A 15918-nucleotide genomic window follows, 5' to 3' on the forward strand; every position below is an offset into this window, starting at 1 on the left:
AGGCAGAATATTTTATGAAACTAGATGAGACGTTAGAGATGCTAAAAGATTTAACGGACGCACGAGGAATCCCTGGCAATGAGCGCGAAGCGCGTGACGTCATGACGAAACACATCAAACCCTATGCAGATGAAATCGATCATGACGGACTAGGTTCACTGATCGCTAGCAAAGAAGGCGATGCAAACGGACCGAAAATTATGATCGCGGGACACTTGGATGAAGTAGGCTTTATGTTGACGCGAATCGATGACAAAGGCTTCATTTACTTTCAGACAGTAGGTGGATGGTGGTCACAAGTCATGTTGGCACAACGTGTTTCCATCGTTACACGTTCTGGCGAGACGATTACAGGAGTGATTGGTTCAAAGCCGCCACATATTTTGCCTCCCGAAGCTCGTAAGAAACCTGTTGATATTAAAGACATGTTCATTGATGTAGGCGCAGAGTCAAAAGAAGAAGTTCTATCATGGGGCGTTCTTCCAGGCGACATGATTGTGCCGTACTTCGAATTCACGGTCATGAAAAACGAAAATTACTTATTAGCAAAAGCATGGGATAATCGTATCGGCTGTGCCATCGCTATTGAAGTGATGAAGCAGCTAAAAGGTGAAAAGCACCCGAATCGTTTGTATAGTGTAGGTGCTATTCAAGAAGAAGTTGGTTTGCGTGGAGCGAAAACAGCGACGAATAAAATTCAACCGGATATCGGTTTCGCAGTAGACGTAGGAATTGCTGGAGATACACCAGGTATTACAGCAAAAGAATCAGTTGGTACAATGGGTGAAGGTCCGCAGATCTTGTTGTATGACGCTTCGATGGTTTCCCATAGAGGATTACGCAATTTTGTAGTCGATACAGCAGAAGAGCTGAATATTCCGTATCAATTTGCGACAATGGCCGGTGGTGGAACAGATGGCGGATCAATCCACTTAAGTGGAACAGGAATCCCTACATTGGCTATCTGCATTCCGACTCGCTACATCCATAGTCATGCGGCCATGCTTCACCGTAAAGATTTTGAGAATACAGTTAAACTGTTAGTTGAAATTGTTAAACGCCTTGATGCAAATACAGTAAAAAACATCACATTTGAATAATTTATACACACACAGCGGTGCCCAAAAAGCATCGCTGTTTTTAATGAAATACTATGAATATTTATAAAGATTCATTTGACTTCATAAATATACAATTGTATACTAGTTTATACATACTTCAAATGGATGGTAGGGGATCAACAAATGGTAAAAACAAATCAAACAACTACAGGCATAGATAAGGATAGCTTAAAAGGACGCGACTTTTTAACATTACTCGATTATTCTAGTGAGGAAATCGCGTATCTCATACAACTGGCATATGACATGAAGCAAGATACATTGGCTGGTAAAACACCTGACATTTTGGCAGGCAAAACACTAGGTATGATTTTTGAGAAGAACTCCACTCGTACACGTATTTCATTCGAAGTAGGCATGATTCAATTGGGTGGACATGGTCTATTCATGAATGCACGGGATTTACAGATTGGACGTGGAGAATCTGTTTCAGATACAGGTAAAGTATTATCCGAGTTTTTAGATGGTGTGATGATTCGTGCGAAATCTCATAAAATGGTGGAGGAATTGGCAGAACATACTTCAGTTCCAGTCATTAACGGATTAACCGATCTATTTCACCCGTGCCAAGCAATGGCGGATTTACTGACTATCAAAGAAGTAAAAGGCGATTTGAAAGGCTTAAAACTTTCCTATATTGGAGACGGCAACAATGTTGCGCATTCATTAGTGATTGCGGGTGCCCATATGGGTATGCATGTTTCTGTGGCGACACCTAAAGGTTATGAATACCACTCAGGTTTACTTGAAAAAGCGAAGAAAATTGCTGAGTCAAATGGTGGAAGCGTGACGTCGACGTACGATCCGATTGAATCCTCCACAGATGCAGATGCAATTTATACGGATGTTTGGACAAGTATGGGGCAGGAAGAAGAAGCGGCGAAGCGTCTAGTCGATTTCAAAGATTTCCAAATCAATGATCAATTGGTCAGTCATGCGAAAAAGGATTATGTGTTCTTGCATTGTCTACCAGCACACCGTGAAGAAGAGGTATCGACTTCCGTAATCGATGGTTCTAACTCGTATGTATTCCAGCAAGCAGGAAATCGTCTGCATGCACAAAAAGCGATCCTCGCATCTTTATTATAATAAATCATTCAACTGCTTTCCTGTGAATTCGGAAAGCAGTTTTTTTATGTTTTGCACTCTTTCATTTGATATACTGAATGGAATCGAAATGGGGGAGGAAACTAGTTGATTACGTATTTACTTGTATTTCTTGCGGGTGCAACACCGGGGTTTGAAGTATTAGTGGCGGTTCCTTTGGGGATTTTACGTGGTATGTCTCTGCCGGCTGCTATTGTGATTGGTTTTGCAGGAAATGCTTTAACTATAGTGCTTGAAATTTTGGTTTTTCAGAAATTGAAAAACTGGTGGGATAGCAAAAAGAAAACCGATGTAAAACCTCCGTCAAAGCGTACAGCTCGTGCAGAGAAAATTTGGCAGCGCTACGGTGTTCCAGGTCTAGCATTGCTAGGTCCAATTCTGATTGGCTCTCATTTGGCAGCGTTCTTGGCACTTGCTCTAGGCTCTTCCAAATCAAAGACTGCTAGTTGGTTGCTAATTAGCCTTGCTATATGGTCAATCGTATTCGGTGCACTAACCGTTCTTGGTGTGGATGCATTCTTTTGGACGCGTCAAAAATTGGTGTGAACTACATTCTACCGATTTATGTAGACAGAATAGTCAGTCAATGTATATACTATATTTAGAAAGTAACAGTAGTGAATATTCATAGAGTTAGTTGTTTGCGCGTAGAGTACATCCTAGGAATCATTCCATCTGCGCATCGATTTCATTGAAATGATAGTACATGCTTTGGATCGTGTTAGACGGATCGATAACTTGATTTCTAACGAAAGAGGAGCGGATGAATATGATGCAAACACCATTGATTCTATCTACATTTATCACACGTGCAGAACGTTTTTTTCCAAACAAAATGATTATTTCACGAACTGGTGAACAGAGTATACAGCGTTTTACGTATCGTGAATGGGCAAAGAGAACACGTAAACTGTCAAATGCACTGACACAGTTAGGGATGGAGCATGGAACAAAAGTCGGTACGTTCGCTTGGAACCATCACCGTCATCTAGAAGCGTATTTCGCAGTGCCTTGTACGGGTGCAATCTTGCATATGATTAATATACGACTATCGCCTGAGCATATTATGTATATTATCAATCACGCGGAAGACGAAATTTTGCTAGTGGATGCAGAATTTTTCCCTCATCTTGAAAAAATGGCACCCATGCTGAAGACGGTAAAACATTTTGTAGTCATGGGCGATAGTAAAGATATTCCCGAGACTACGTTAGAAAATGTCCATTCTTACGAAGCGTTAGTGGAAAACGCCTCAGATGAATATGAATATCCGGAAGATTTAGATGAGAATACTCCAGCAGGCTTATGCTATACATCTGCTACCACGGGGCAACCGAAAGGAGTTATTTATACACATCGTGGATTGGTGTTGCATAGCTACGCACTCGGACTGGCGGATTCTATGGCACTGTGTGAACGCGATATTGCAATGTCTGTTGTGCCGATGTTCCATGTCAATGCATGGGGAGTGCCATTTGCCGCAGTTTTCTTTGGGACAACCCAAGTTTTACCGGGGCCAGGATTCAATCCGACAGTCTTACTCGACTTGATTGAGAGTGAAAAAGTGACCATTACGGCCGGTGTTCCGACGATTTGGCTGGCTGTATTAAGAGTGCTTGAGCAAAAACCACGTGATATTTCATCGTTACGTGTCATCGTGTGTGGTGGATCTGCGTCTCCTAAAGGCTTAATTAAGACATTTGAAGAAAAATACAAAATACCATTTGTTATCGGCTATGGCATGACGGAAACCTCACCGCTTGTCAGTTTATCTGTGCTAACCTCTTCTATGGATAATTTGACAATAGATGAGAGAATTGATATTCGGTCTTTGCAAGGCTTGGTCATGCCGGGGCTGGATATTCGTGTAGTCAATGAAGACGGAGAAGTACCGTGGGACGGCCAGACGATGGGTGAGTTGACCGTCAGAGGTCCATGGATTGCAAGTGAATATTATAAAGATGAGCGTACCGAAGAAGCGTTTAAAGATGGTTGGCTATATACGGGAGATATTGCGGTGATGACAGAGGACGGCTATCTGAAGTTGACGGATCGTACGAAGGATCTGATCAAGAGTGGTGGAGAATGGATTTCTTCTGTTGATTTGGAGAATGCATTGATGTCACATAATGATGTGTATGAGGCTGCAGTGATTGCGGTTCCGCATGAGAAGTGGATGGAGCGTCCGCTAGCATGTGTAGTGTTGAATGAGAATGTGGCGGAGAGTGACGCGAAGGTACAGGAGTTGAAGAATTCGCTAAAGGGACAGTTTGCAAGTTGGTGGATTCCAGATGATATTTTGTTTGTCAAGGAGATTCCTAAGACGTCTGTCGGGAAGTTTTTGAAGGCTGCTTTGCGTGATCAGTTAAAAGAACACTTTACGAAGAAGTAAAAAGACGTAGGTGTGCATCTTTTCCCTGCGTTCTAGGATGCGGTCGAGAGGGCTGGCGATGAGCCAACTAGGTCGCAAGCTCCCTTTACTTGTCTCACCTGTCGAGCTGATCCTCCCCGAGTCGCCGCCTTACACTCCAGTACACTAGTGTTTTCCACTAACCAGTATGCCGTAATAAAAATGTTCAAAAGACAAACCCGTCACGCTCAATCAGTGTGAAGGGTTTGTCTTTGTTTTAATGATCTTTTATTGTGCTTGGGCGAATGCTTGAGCTAGTTCATTAGTGATTTCTGTTTTTTCTTTTTCATCGGAACGTTTCCATAGTTGCTCGAAAAACACACCTAATCCCGGCAATAAATGTTCTTCGCCTCGTTGGATGGCATCGTCGATCACGCTTCGTACGTCAGTGGAGCTATTGTTTGTCATGTTTGCTGAAATTGCATCGCGTATTTGGAAATTCATATTCTTCAGCCTCCTTTATTCTCATCTTTTCCACAAAAGTCGCTAAATATACGCTGGTTTGATACACTAAAAAGAAAAAAAGGATGTTCAGCCTCTTGAATAAACGAATTGAATCAACTCAGAACTCATTAGTGAAACATTGGAAGAAACTAGTTACGACTAGAAAGGAACGAGATCAGACGAAAGAGTTCCTTGTGGAAGGTGTCCATCTTGTCGAAGAAGCCATTAAACAGCCAGATGTAGTTCTTCAATTACTTGTACGCGAGGATATTGAAATTCCGGTACATTGGACAGCGCCAATTATTGAACTGACAGCTGCAGTTGCTAAGGAGATTTCCGAAACAGAGCAGACACAAGGTGTTTTTGCCTATTGTAGACAGCCTCAATATGAAGAAACAGATCAACATCAGTGGAAGCGGGTGTTGTTAATTGATGCTGTACAAGATCCAGGAAATATCGGCACAATGATTCGTACTGCAGACGCGGCAGGTTTGGATGCAGTCATTTTAGGTAAAGGATGTGCAGATCCATTCAATCCGAAAACGGTTCGTTCTGCGCAAGGTTCTCATTTCCATATTCCAGTAGTACGCGAAGAGTTGTCCGTTTGGATCGATCGTTTGAAAAGCCATCATGTCCCGATTATCGGTACAGGTTTGCAGCAAGCTGTTTCCCTCGATGAACTGCAAACACACACCTCATTTGCACTACTTGTAGGAAATGAAGGAAGTGGCGTTGATAGCGAATTACTATCTCAGGCCGATCATGTAGTGAAAATTCCGTTATACGGCCAAGCTGAATCACTGAATGTGGCAGTTGCAACAGGTATCTTGTTGTACACGCTTCGTCAGCCATGACATCTCTATTGAAGGCGTAATCGATTTACGGTATACTAGAAGTCGAATCAAAGAAAATAGCAATGACCGGGAAAAGTAAATGGGTAGATGCGTTATCAGGGATTTCACACCTTGACTGAAAGTGTGAAAAACGATGCTCCATTGAAGTTCACCCCGCGAGCTGCGCGCTTGGACCAGACATGTAAAGGCGTGCCGGCATAGGACCGTTATTCCAATTCAAGTGATTTTGCATCGTTTTTTGATGCAAACTAATCAGGGTGGTACCGCGAAATCGACCTCGTCCCTTTTATAGGGGCGAGTTTTTTGTTTTCCGGAAAGTTTAGCTAAGCAATACTACCGAAATAGAGAGAGGAGCAAGTAAACATGAAAGAACAGTTGCATGAACTGAAAGAACAGGTAATGCTGAAAATTAAAGAATCCAATACTGTCAAAGATTTGAATGATGTGCGCGTAGCGTATCTAGGGAAAAAAGGACCGATTACCGACCTGTTAAAAGGGATGGGTAAACTGCCTGCTGAAGAACGCCCAAAGATGGGTGCGCTCGTCAACGAAATTCGTGAAAGTGTTACAGAAATTCTTGAGGAACGGAAAGAAACCCTTGAACAGCAAGCGATCCAGGAGCAATTGGAAAATGAATCGATTGATGTTACATTACCAGGCCGTCCAGTAGAACTAGGTAATCATCACCCATTAACACGGGTAGTAGAGGAAATTGAAGACTTTTTCATTAGCATGGGCTATGAAATCGCAGAAGGTCCCGAAGTGGAAAAAGATTATTACAACTTTGAAGCGTTGAATTTGCCAAAAGGTCACCCAGCCCGTGATATGCAAGATTCTTTCTATATTACAGAGGACATTTTATTGCGCACACACACTTCTCCTGTTCAAGCTCGTACGATGGAAGCGAAAGATGGGGCTGCAATCAAAATCATTTGTCCAGGTAAAGTATACCGCCGAGACTCAGATGATGCGACGCATTCTCATCAATTCACACAGATAGAAGGACTTGTTGTGGGTGAAAACATCCGCATGAGCGACTTGAAAGGCACGCTTGATTTATTGGCAAAGAAATTATTCGGTGCTGAGCGTGAAATTCGTTTGCGTCCAAGCTTCTTCCCGTTCACTGAGCCTTCAGTTGAAATGGATATTTCTTGTTTTAAGTGTGGCGGAACAGGCTGTAACGTTTGTAAGAAAACAGGCTGGATCGAAATTTTAGGAGCGGGTATGGTCCATCCAAACGTTTTAGAAATGGCTGGCTATAACCCCGAAGAAGTTACAGGATTTGCATTCGGCATGGGGCCGGAAAGAATTGCGATGTTAAAATACGGAGTGGAAGATATTCGTCATTTCTATACAAATGACATTCGGTTTATTTCACAATTCCACCGTTCAGAGGCATAAGGAGGAATATTGATGTTAGTATCAACGAATTGGTTAAGTAATTACGTAGATTGGAACGAACTGTCTGTAGAAGAACTGGCAGAAAAAATTACTCGTGCTGGTATTGAAGTAGACGGCATCATAGATCGTTCATTCGGTATGGATAATATCGTCATTGGATACGTGAATAACTGTGTAAAACATCCTGAAGCGGATAAATTACACATATGTCAAGTCGATGTAGGTGGAGAAATTTCGCAAATTATTTGTGGAGCTCCAAATATCGCAGAGGGGCAACATGTCATTGTCGCACGTCCAGGGGCTATCTTGCCTGGCGGAATGAAAATCAAGAAAGCGAAACTTCGTGGGGAAGAATCTAACGGTATGATCTGTTCCCTGCAAGAACTCGGTATAGAAGGAAAATTAGTTCCAAAAGTGTATGCTGAAGGAATCTATGTGTTACCGAATGATGTCCGTGCTGGAGATAGTGCATTGACGCATCTTGGTTTGTACGATCGTATTTTAGAATTTGATTTAACGCCAAACCGTTCTGATGCATTAAGTATGCTTGGTGTTGCTTATGAAGTAGGAGCGATTTTATCTAAAGATATTAAACTGCCGGAAATTTCTTATTCAGCGTCTGCAGAAAAAGCTCAAAGCGTTTTGAAGCTTTCCGTAGAAGCAACTGAAGACAATCCCATGTACGTAGCAAAAGTAGTGAAGAACGTGAAAGTTGCGGAATCACCTCAGTGGTTGCAAAACACGTTAATGTCAGCGGGTATTCGACCGCATAATAACGTGGTGGATATCACGAACTATGTATTGATGGAATACGGACAGCCTCTTCACGCATTTGACTATGACCGTCTTGAAACGAAAGAGATCGTCGTGCGTCATGCTCGTGAAGGTGAAAAAATGGTGACGCTTGATCAAGTGGAGCGTACATTGAATGACCAGCAACTAGTAATAACGAATGGTAAAGAGCCGGTCGCGCTTGCGGGTGTAATGGGCGGTGCGAATTCAGAAGTGCACGAAGGTACCACAACGGTCGTTATCGAATCCGCTTATTTTGCACCAAGTTCTGTTCGACAAACATCCAAAGAAGTGGGCTTGCGCAGTGATGCAAGCACACGTTTTGAAAAAGGCGTTGACCCGAATCGTGTAGCAGAAGCAGCAGAACGAGCGGCACAAATGATGGCGGAACTTGCAGGCGGAGAAGTTCTTGAAGGATCCGTTACCTTTGACGAACTCGACAAAACACCCCAGAAAATCATTCTTTCGCCGGACTACGTGAATAATCGTCTAGGTATGAAGATTGCTATGGATGAAATGAAAACGATTATGGATCGTTTGCAGATCCCGACGGACTTAATCAATGGCCAACTCGTGATGGATATTCCGACAAGACGTCAAGATTTGAAAATCAAAGAAGATATGATTGAAGAAATCGCGCGCCTATATGGTTATGATGAAATACCGAAAACATTACCGATCGTGGAAAGTACACCAGGCGGATTGACACCGTATCAGGCGAAGCGTCGCATTGTTCGCAGATACCTTGAAGCGGCAGGTCTATCGCAAGCTTTGACGTATTCATTGGCTTCACCAAAAGATGCGCAAGCTTTCGCGTTAGAGACCGCTCCTGTGACGAAATTGCTTATGCCGATGAGTGAAGAGCGCAGTATTCTTCGCCAAAGCATCATTCCGCACCTTCTTGATGCAACAACATATAACGTGGCTCGTCGAAATGAGTCGATTGCACTTTACGAAACAGGATCTGTTTTTCTTGGTATCGAAGAGGATGGTTTACCGAAAGAAGTGGAACATGTTGCAGCAGCCTTGACTGGCAAATGGGTTCACCATGCATGGCAAGGCGAAACGAAGAAAGTCGACTTCTTCGTTATGAAGGGAATTGTAGAAGGATTGTTTGAGCAGTTAGGTTTGCATGAACGACTGCAGTTTACAAAAGCGACAGTGGATCAAATGCACCCAGGTCGTACAGCGACAGTATGGTTAGACGATCAGTCAGTGGGTATCATCGGTCAAGTACACCCAACCGTTCAAAAACAACGTGACTTGCAGGAGACGTATGTCATGGAAATGAACTTGCAGGCTATTATGCAAACTGCAATAGAAGAGCTGTTGTATGAAGCTGTTCCACGCTATCCTTCCATCTCCCGTGATATTGCCTTAGTTGTCGATCGAGACACAACTGCAGCGAACTTGGAGAAAATAATCCAGCAAGCAGGCGGTAAATTACTGAAGAAGGTTCAGCTGTTTGATTTATATGAAGGGAAGAACGTAGATGAAGGAACAAAATCCGTGGCGTTCTCTCTGACATACTTCGATCCCGAACGTACGTTGACGGATGAAGACGTCGTTAAGGCGCACAGTAAAGTACTGGATGCGTTAACTGTACAAGCAAACGCACAACTTCGATCATAAAAAATAAGCAGGCTACCTATCAGTTTTCTGACAGGTAGCCTACTTTATTTCACCGCAACCATATTATTTTTTATATGCGAGATTCAATGCCTTTTGTGTATTGGCGAAATGTACTTTCGTGATGCTGTGTAGGAATGGTTCTCCTTTTTTACGGATGATTTGACAAGCTATTTGATCAACTTTGGGTCCAGCCCCTTTAGGTAATGTGACACCAGCTTTTGTACTTAATTGATCCATTGCTTCAAGGAATGCGACTCGTGCCAATATAGAGGCAATGGCTACTGAGACGTGGAGGTTTTCAGCTTTTGTCGAGAAAAATACTTTGTCTCGAATAATAGAAGATTCATCTTTTAAATAATTATAGTAAACACGTCGTTCCGCGAACTGATCAATAAGAATATGTTCTGGTAAAACAGGATGCATCTGATCCAGTACTTGCTGAAGTGCTTGGTTATGAAGAATAGCTTTGATCTTACCTTGCGACCATCCTCTACTTTGGATTTCATTATATTTGATAGTATCGAGCGTCAGTACGGAGTAAGTTACAACTCGTTTCAAATCCTCCGCGATGTGTTGCATATACGCATCTGTAAGTTGTTTGGAATCTTTTACGCCTAGTTCTTTTACCAATTCAATTTGGTCACTACGAACAAAACAAGCAGCTACAGTAACCGGACCGAAGAAATCGCCTGTACCTGTCTCATCTGAGCCGAGAACGGATAGCGATGCAAAATTTGCAGGTAATGTATCTCCTTTTGCTCCAGATGGTGTCACTTTCGTTACAGTCCCCCAGCGTGCAGCTTCTCTGTCTGCACCTGCACCTTGAAACAACACTTTTCCGGACCGGTAAGCAGTAATGGACGTATCGGCAATCTTAGCTGCAAAAATGACACCTGGTGCATTACGGGTAACTTTATTTGTTTCATAGAAGCGAAGTACTTTCGGTAATTCTTGTTCAGACAGGACAATGACCTGATTACTCATTTATTTATCCACCTCTCGGAATAATCTATTCCTTAGTATACCTGAAATTAGAGTCCCTTATGAAAGATCATGTCTGAATTTTGAACCTCGTGTCAATATGAGGCGTAATTGATTCACAAGTAATTGATTTTCATGGTATGATTATGTGAGGGTTTTTAGGGGGAGGGCATAAAATGGCGGACAATAAAAAAGCAAGAGTGACAGTTGAAATCTACGGACAAACATATACGGTTGTTGGTACGGAACCTTCTTCACATGTGCGTTATGTAGCCTCGCTCGTTGACGAAAAAATGCGCGAAATCAGTAAGCATAATCGACATCTCGACAGTAAAAGGATTGCTGTCCTGACGGCGGTAAATAATGTGCATGAATTTCTAAAATTACAAGAAAGAGTAAAAGAATTAGAAGATGAAGTGAAAAAAATGAAGGGTTGAGGTTCAAAACATGGTAGATTTACTCATTATTTTACTGCTTATAGGGGGCTTAATAGCGGGCTTTAGACGCGGGTTCATCGTACAGCTCATCCATATGTTAGGATTGATTGTATCGGTAATCGTAGCGTATAAGTTTTACAAGCCATTTGCAGAAAAATTAATATTATGGATACCCTATCCGGGGGCGACTGCAGCAGATACGCTGAGCTGGACGTTCGAAAACTTGGATATGGATATGACGTTTTATCGGTTGATCGCATTTGTTTTAATTTTTGTCGGAATGAAGCTGGTTTTGCAATTAGTTGGTTCTATGTTGGACTTCATAAAGCATATTCCGATTCTAGGTTTCGGCGCGCGCCTAGTTGGCGCGGGACTAGGCTTCATTGAATTCTACGTAATCATCTTTTTTGTATTATCTTTACTTGCGATGCTTCCCGTTGAAGTCATTCAAAACTCAGTAGGTCATTCATTGCTGGCAAAAGCGATATTCGAACATACGCCAATTATTTCCTCGGCAATAAAAAATTGGTGGTTCGTTTATATAGGCTAACGCTCGTAAATAATGTACTGTACATATGAACCAAAAGCTTCCCGAACGCGTGGAAGCTTTTTTAACAGAGTGGGAGGATACGAACTTGAATAAAAAGACTATAATTCGTACGTTTGAAAAAATTGCATTATATATGGAGTTACTTGGAGAAAACCATTTTAAGGTAGCAGCATTCAGGAAAGCCGCTTCGATTCTGGAATTGGACACGAGAAGTCTCGCTGAGATGGATGATATCCTATCGTTGAAAGGAATCGGTAAAGGAACCGGTGCGGTTATTACTGATTTAATGGAAAAAGGAACTTCAGATGTATTAATGGAGCTTGAGGAGAAGGTGCCAAAAGGTTTGATTCCTCTCTTAAATATTCCTGGATTGGGTGGAAAGAAAATTGCCAAACTACGGGAAGCGTTGAATATAGATTCGGTCGAATCACTTCAAGCAGCTTGCGAAAGACAAGAGGTAAGCAAAGTTCCGGGATTCGGCAAAAAGACAGAGGAAAACTTATTGCGTGAAATAGAAATACTCGCAAATCGTTCCGGCAAGACACCCATTTGGCAAGTGGCAAAAATCGTTGATATAGTTCAGGCTGAATTACAGTTGATTGAGGAAATTCAGAAGTATCAAGTAGCCGGGAGTTATCGTAGGCGCGAAGAAGAAAGTTCAGATGTAGACTGGATTCTTGTAACTGAAGAACCACAAATTGTTCGTGAAAAAATATTGGCTGCGTTACCGATCGAAAAAGTGATTGCAGCGGGCGATGCTAAACTGTCAATTTCGCTTGATACAGTAAGTCCAATCGATGCAGATTTCCGCTTTGTAACTGAAGATCAATTTGCGACGGCACTACATCACTTTACCGGCTCTGCCGCGCATAATATACGGATGCGCCAGTTGGCTAAAAACCGTAAAGAGAAAATCAGTGAGTACGGCGTGGAGGATGAAGCAGGACATGTGCAGACGTTTGCTAATGAAAAAGAATTTTTTGCTCATTTTGATTTGCCATTCATTCCGCCAAGTATTCGCAAGGACGGAACGGAGCTTGATCGTGTAAAGGAGATTTCTACACTTGTCACACCTGAACTTATCCGTTCCGATCTTCATATGCACACCACTTGGTCAGATGGTGGACATTCTATAGAAGAGATGGTGGAGGCTTGCCGTGCAAAAGGCTATTCACATCTGGTCATTACCGATCATTCGCATTATTTAAAAGTAGCAAATGGTTTAACACCTGAGCGTTTATTGAAGCAAATTGAGGAAATTCGTGAAGTGAATGCATTGTATGATGACATTGAGGTATTCTGTGGAACAGAGATGGATATTCTTCCGGACGGGACATTAGATTTTGAAGATGAGATTCTAAAGCAACTGGACTTTGTTATTGCGTCTATTCACTCTAGTTTTAATCAACCGCAGGAGCAGATTATGGAGCGTCTGCATGCTGCATGTAAAAATCCACACGTGCACATGATCGCCCATCCAACAGGTCGTATTATTGGTCAACGTGAAGGATATAATCCGGATATCGAGCAGCTCATCAAGTGGGCGAGTGAATATGGTAAAATTCTTGAAGTGAACGCAAGTCCATATCGTTTAGATTTGCGCACAGAACACGTAATACAAGCAATGGAAGCGGGCGTCAATATTGCAATCAATACAGATGCGCACGCGACAGAACAACTGGATATTATGCCGATTGGCGTGGAATATGCACAAAAAGCTTGGCTTCCTGCTGAGCAGGTAGTTAACACATGGCCGCTTGAAACATTTATTGAGAAAGTGATTCGTAAATGAAAGGGAGTGTAAGACATTGGAAAAGCGTGTCTTAAAAACACTTGAATTTGATAAAATTATACAACAAGTAGCGGCACAATGTACGTCCATTGCAGGCCGTGCAAATATAGAGCAATTGGTACCTTCAAAAAATCTCGAAGATGTCACTCGGTTACTTGAGGAAACAGATGAAGGGTTGGCACTTTTACGTATCCGAGGGAATGTCCCAATGGGTGGAATCCATGATATTCGATCCCATGCTAAACGCGCACAAATTGGTGGAATGTTAAGCGCAATGGAGCTAGTGGAAATTGCAGATACGATCCGTGCCAGCAGAATTCTTCGTCAGTTTTTTGAAGCTGTTGCGACTGAAGGCGAGATCTCTATTCCTCATTTAATCGCGCGTAAAGAAGCGATGCCGATCTTGACAGCGATTGAACATGAAATCAATGCAGCAATCGATGATAATGGTCGCGTGATGGACAGTGCTTCATCCGCGTTACGTTCGACTCGTCAAGGCTTACGAATCCAAGAAAGTCGCGTGCGTGAACGTCTTGAAAGTTATACAAGAGGGAAGAACGCGTCGAAAATGCTATCTGACGCAATCGTTACGATGCGTAATGATCGTTACTGTATTCCTGTTAAAGCAGAATATCGATCCCATTATGGCGGTGTAATTCACGATATGTCATCATCTGGTCAAACACTATTCATCGAGCCAGATGCAGTCGTTCAGGCAAATAACGAGATTCGTGAACTGAAAATTAAAGAGCGGGAAGAAATCGAAAAGATTTTACTTGCCTTATCGGCCAGTGTGCAAGAAATCGCTCATGAGCTATTCACATTAGTGCAGCTATTGGCAGAAGTGGATGTTATTTTAGCGAAAGCTAAGTACGGTACTGCCAATAAATGCACGAAACCAGCAGTTAACGCAGATGGCTATATGCGCCTCTCTAAAGCGCGTCACCCGCTTCTGCCAATTAATGAAGCGGTAGCGAATACGATTGAATTTGGCAACGACATCACAACGATTGTAATCACCGGTCCGAATACAGGTGGTAAGACAGTAACGCTGAAAACAGTGGGACTTTGCACGTTAATGGCACAATCAGGCCTGCCAATACCTGTTCTTGATGGTTCTGAAATTGCCGTCTTTGATTCGATTTATGCGGATATCGGGGATGAGCAATCGATTGAACAGAGTTTGAGTACATTTTCCTCCCATATGGTCAACATCGTGAATATATTGAAGAAGTTCGATGATCGTTCTCTGTTGTTATTCGATGAATTAGGCTCAGGGACGGATCCTCAAGAAGGTGCTGCTCTTGCTATATCCATTCTCGATGAAGTACATGGTACTGGCGCACGTGTAATGGCGACAACTCATTATCCGGAATTAAAAGCGTATAGTTTTAACCGGGCAGGTGTTGCCAATGCGAGTGTTGAATTCGACATTGATACGTTGAGTCCGACGTATCGTTTACTGATCGGTGTACCGGGACGAAGTAATGCGTTTGAAATTTCCAAACGATTAGGTTTACAAAGTCATGTAATAGATCGTGCAAAGAGTTTTACAGGAGAAAATCGTGGAGAAGTAGATTCGATGATCGCCTCTCTTGAAACGAGCCGCGTACAATCCGAAAAAGATGCTGAACGTACACATGACGTACTTTTGGAAACAGAGAAGTTGAAAAAAGAATTACACGATAAACTCCAAGAATTCGAAGAGCAAAAAGACCGTTTAACAGAAGCAGCCAAAGAAAAAGCGAAAAAAATTGTGGATCAAGCCAAAACGGAGTCCGAAGCGGTTATTTCAGACTTACGTGCTCTACGGTTGAATGCAGGAGCCAGTGTTAAGGAGCATGAGTTAATTGAAGCTCGTAAACGATTGGAAGACGCTAGGCCTGAAGAAAAGAAAAAGAAAGCTATTAAAGCGCAAGCAGGACCTCGTCCGTTACAACAAGGGGACGAAGTAAAAGTACTCGCGTATGGACAAAAAGGGACTCTTGTTGAAAAAGTATCAGATAACGAGTGGATTGTTCAAATTGGTATTTTGAAGATGAAATTACCTGAGTCTGGATTGCAATATACGAAACCTGAAAAAGAAAAGAAACATGTCACAGTGTCAGCAGTAAAAGGTCGTTCTGAGCATGTGAAAATGGAGCTCGATTTACGTGGTGAACGATATGAAGATGCTCTTGCACGCACAGAGAAGTATATTGATGATGCATTATTGTCCAACTACCATCAAGTGAATATTATTCATGGTAAAGGCACAGGGGCACTTCGACAGGGTGTTCAACAATACTTAAAAAAACATTCCCGCGTGAAATCCTATCGCTTTGGTGAAGCAGGTGAAGGTGGGAGCGGCGTTACTGTAGTAGAATTAAAATAAATGAAACCTTTCAGCTGTTTGAA

General features: G+C 42.4%; 13 protein-coding genes and 1 other annotated feature. Of the genes, 11 read left to right on the forward strand and 2 right to left on the reverse strand.

Annotated features, from left to right (window positions below; genetic code table 11):
• Window positions 1-14 precede the first annotated feature (14 nt).
• The 4 genes from CSV75_RS01430 (at window position 15) to CSV75_RS01445 (ending at window position 4620) form a co-directional block, all read left to right on the forward strand.
• Entirely contained in the window at window positions 15-1100 is a 1086-nt protein-coding gene (locus CSV75_RS01430) for a M42 family metallopeptidase (RefSeq protein ID WP_099674435.1), read from the forward strand.
• A 144-nt stretch (window positions 1101-1244) separates the two neighbouring features.
• Complete coding sequence (gene argF, locus CSV75_RS01435; RefSeq protein ID WP_233191562.1) at window positions 1245-2210, forward strand: ornithine carbamoyltransferase; 966 nt, start codon at window positions 1245-1247, stop codon at window positions 2208-2210.
• A 105-nt stretch (window positions 2211-2315) separates the two neighbouring features.
• A complete protein-coding gene (locus CSV75_RS01440; protein ID WP_099674437.1) occupies window positions 2316-2774 on the forward strand; it encodes a small multi-drug export protein in 459 nt (152 codons plus the stop codon).
• Between the two features lie 223 nt (window positions 2775-2997).
• Window positions 2998-4620 (forward strand): long-chain fatty acid--CoA ligase, encoded by a 1623-nt coding sequence (locus tag CSV75_RS01445; RefSeq protein WP_099674438.1) that lies wholly within the window; start codon window positions 2998-3000, stop codon window positions 4618-4620.
• A 246-nt stretch (window positions 4621-4866) separates the two neighbouring features.
• On the opposite strand, the gene sspI is transcribed toward CSV75_RS01445, so the two are convergent.
• Entirely contained in the window at window positions 4867-5082 is a 216-nt protein-coding gene (gene sspI / locus CSV75_RS01450; protein ID WP_099674439.1) for a small acid-soluble spore protein SspI, read from the reverse strand.
• Window positions 5083-5165: 83 nt separating this feature from the next.
• On the opposite strand from sspI, the gene CSV75_RS01455 reads away from it, so the two are divergent.
• The 3 genes from CSV75_RS01455 to pheT all read left to right on the forward strand — a co-directional run bounded on the left by CSV75_RS01455 (window position 5166) and on the right by pheT (window position 9761).
• The gene (locus CSV75_RS01455) at window positions 5166-5936 is read left to right on the forward strand and encodes a TrmH family RNA methyltransferase (protein ID WP_099674440.1); all 771 of its coding nucleotides are present in this window, start codon (window positions 5166-5168) and stop codon (window positions 5934-5936) included.
• A 53-nt stretch (window positions 5937-5989) separates the two neighbouring features.
• Window positions 5990-6224, forward strand: a binding site (T-box leader).
• A gap of 75 nt (window positions 6225-6299) precedes the next feature.
• Complete coding sequence (gene pheS, locus CSV75_RS01460) at window positions 6300-7337, forward strand: phenylalanine--tRNA ligase subunit alpha (RefSeq protein ID WP_099674441.1); 1038 nt, start codon at window positions 6300-6302, stop codon at window positions 7335-7337.
• A 12-nt stretch (window positions 7338-7349) separates the two neighbouring features.
• Window positions 7350-9761 carry a phenylalanine--tRNA ligase subunit beta gene (gene pheT, locus CSV75_RS01465; RefSeq protein ID WP_099674442.1) on the forward strand — a complete coding sequence of 804 codons (2412 nt, stop codon included), beginning with the start codon at window positions 7350-7352 and terminating at the stop codon, window positions 9759-9761.
• Window positions 9762-9824: 63 nt separating this feature from the next.
• On the opposite strand, the gene rnhC is transcribed toward pheT, so the two are convergent.
• Complete coding sequence (gene rnhC, locus CSV75_RS01470; RefSeq protein ID WP_099674443.1) at window positions 9825-10745, reverse strand: ribonuclease HIII; 921 nt, start codon at window positions 10743-10745, stop codon at window positions 9825-9827.
• Window positions 10746-10918: 173 nt separating this feature from the next.
• Here rnhC and zapA point away from each other — a divergent pair, with 173 nt between their 5' ends.
• From zapA to CSV75_RS01490, 4 genes are all read left to right on the forward strand, one after another.
• A complete protein-coding gene (zapA, locus tag CSV75_RS01475; RefSeq protein ID WP_099629713.1) occupies window positions 10919-11179 on the forward strand; it encodes a cell division protein ZapA in 261 nt (86 codons plus the stop codon).
• A 10-nt stretch (window positions 11180-11189) separates the two neighbouring features.
• Window positions 11190-11729: a CvpA family protein gene (locus CSV75_RS01480; RefSeq protein ID WP_099674444.1), complete on the forward strand. Its 540-nt coding sequence runs from the start codon at window positions 11190-11192 to the stop codon at window positions 11727-11729.
• An 85-nt stretch (window positions 11730-11814) separates the two neighbouring features.
• Window positions 11815-13521, forward strand: a complete 1707-nt coding sequence (gene polX, locus CSV75_RS01485) for a DNA polymerase/3'-5' exonuclease PolX (RefSeq protein WP_099674445.1) — start codon at window positions 11815-11817, stop codon at window positions 13519-13521.
• A 16-nt stretch (window positions 13522-13537) separates the two neighbouring features.
• Window positions 13538-15895: an endonuclease MutS2 gene (locus CSV75_RS01490; RefSeq protein WP_099674446.1), complete on the forward strand. Its 2358-nt coding sequence runs from the start codon at window positions 13538-13540 to the stop codon at window positions 15893-15895.
• Window positions 15896-15918: the final 23 nt, after the last annotated feature.

The sequence above is a fragment of the Sporosarcina sp. P18a genome (genome assembly GCF_002743135.1).
Lineage (GTDB): Bacteria > Bacillota > Bacilli > Bacillales_A > Planococcaceae > Sporosarcina.

What these genes read in the sequence shown, in the direction of transcription:
- CSV75_RS01430 (WP_099674435.1), top strand. Translation starts at nt 15, where the DNA reads ATGAAACTAGATGAGACGTTAGAGATGCTAAAAGATTTAACGGACGCA.
- argF (WP_233191562.1), top strand. Translation starts at nt 1,245, where the DNA reads ATGGTAAAAACAAATCAAACAACTACAGGCATAGATAAGGATAGCTTA.
- CSV75_RS01445 (WP_099674438.1), top strand. Translation starts at nt 2,998, where the DNA reads ATGATGCAAACACCATTGATTCTATCTACATTTATCACACGTGCAGAA.
- sspI (WP_099674439.1), bottom strand. Translation starts at nt 5,082, where the DNA reads ATGAATTTCCAAATACGCGATGCAATTTCAGCAAACATGACAAACAAT.
- CSV75_RS01455 (WP_099674440.1), top strand. Translation starts at nt 5,166, where the DNA reads ATGTTCAGCCTCTTGAATAAACGAATTGAATCAACTCAGAACTCATTA.
- pheS (WP_099674441.1), top strand. Translation starts at nt 6,300, where the DNA reads ATGAAAGAACAGTTGCATGAACTGAAAGAACAGGTAATGCTGAAAATT.
- pheT (WP_099674442.1), top strand. Translation starts at nt 7,350, where the DNA reads ATGTTAGTATCAACGAATTGGTTAAGTAATTACGTAGATTGGAACGAA.
- rnhC (WP_099674443.1), bottom strand. Translation starts at nt 10,745, where the DNA reads ATGAGTAATCAGGTCATTGTCCTGTCTGAACAAGAATTACCGAAAGTA.
- zapA (WP_099629713.1), top strand. Translation starts at nt 10,919, where the DNA reads ATGGCGGACAATAAAAAAGCAAGAGTGACAGTTGAAATCTACGGACAA.
- CSV75_RS01480 (WP_099674444.1), top strand. Translation starts at nt 11,190, where the DNA reads ATGGTAGATTTACTCATTATTTTACTGCTTATAGGGGGCTTAATAGCG.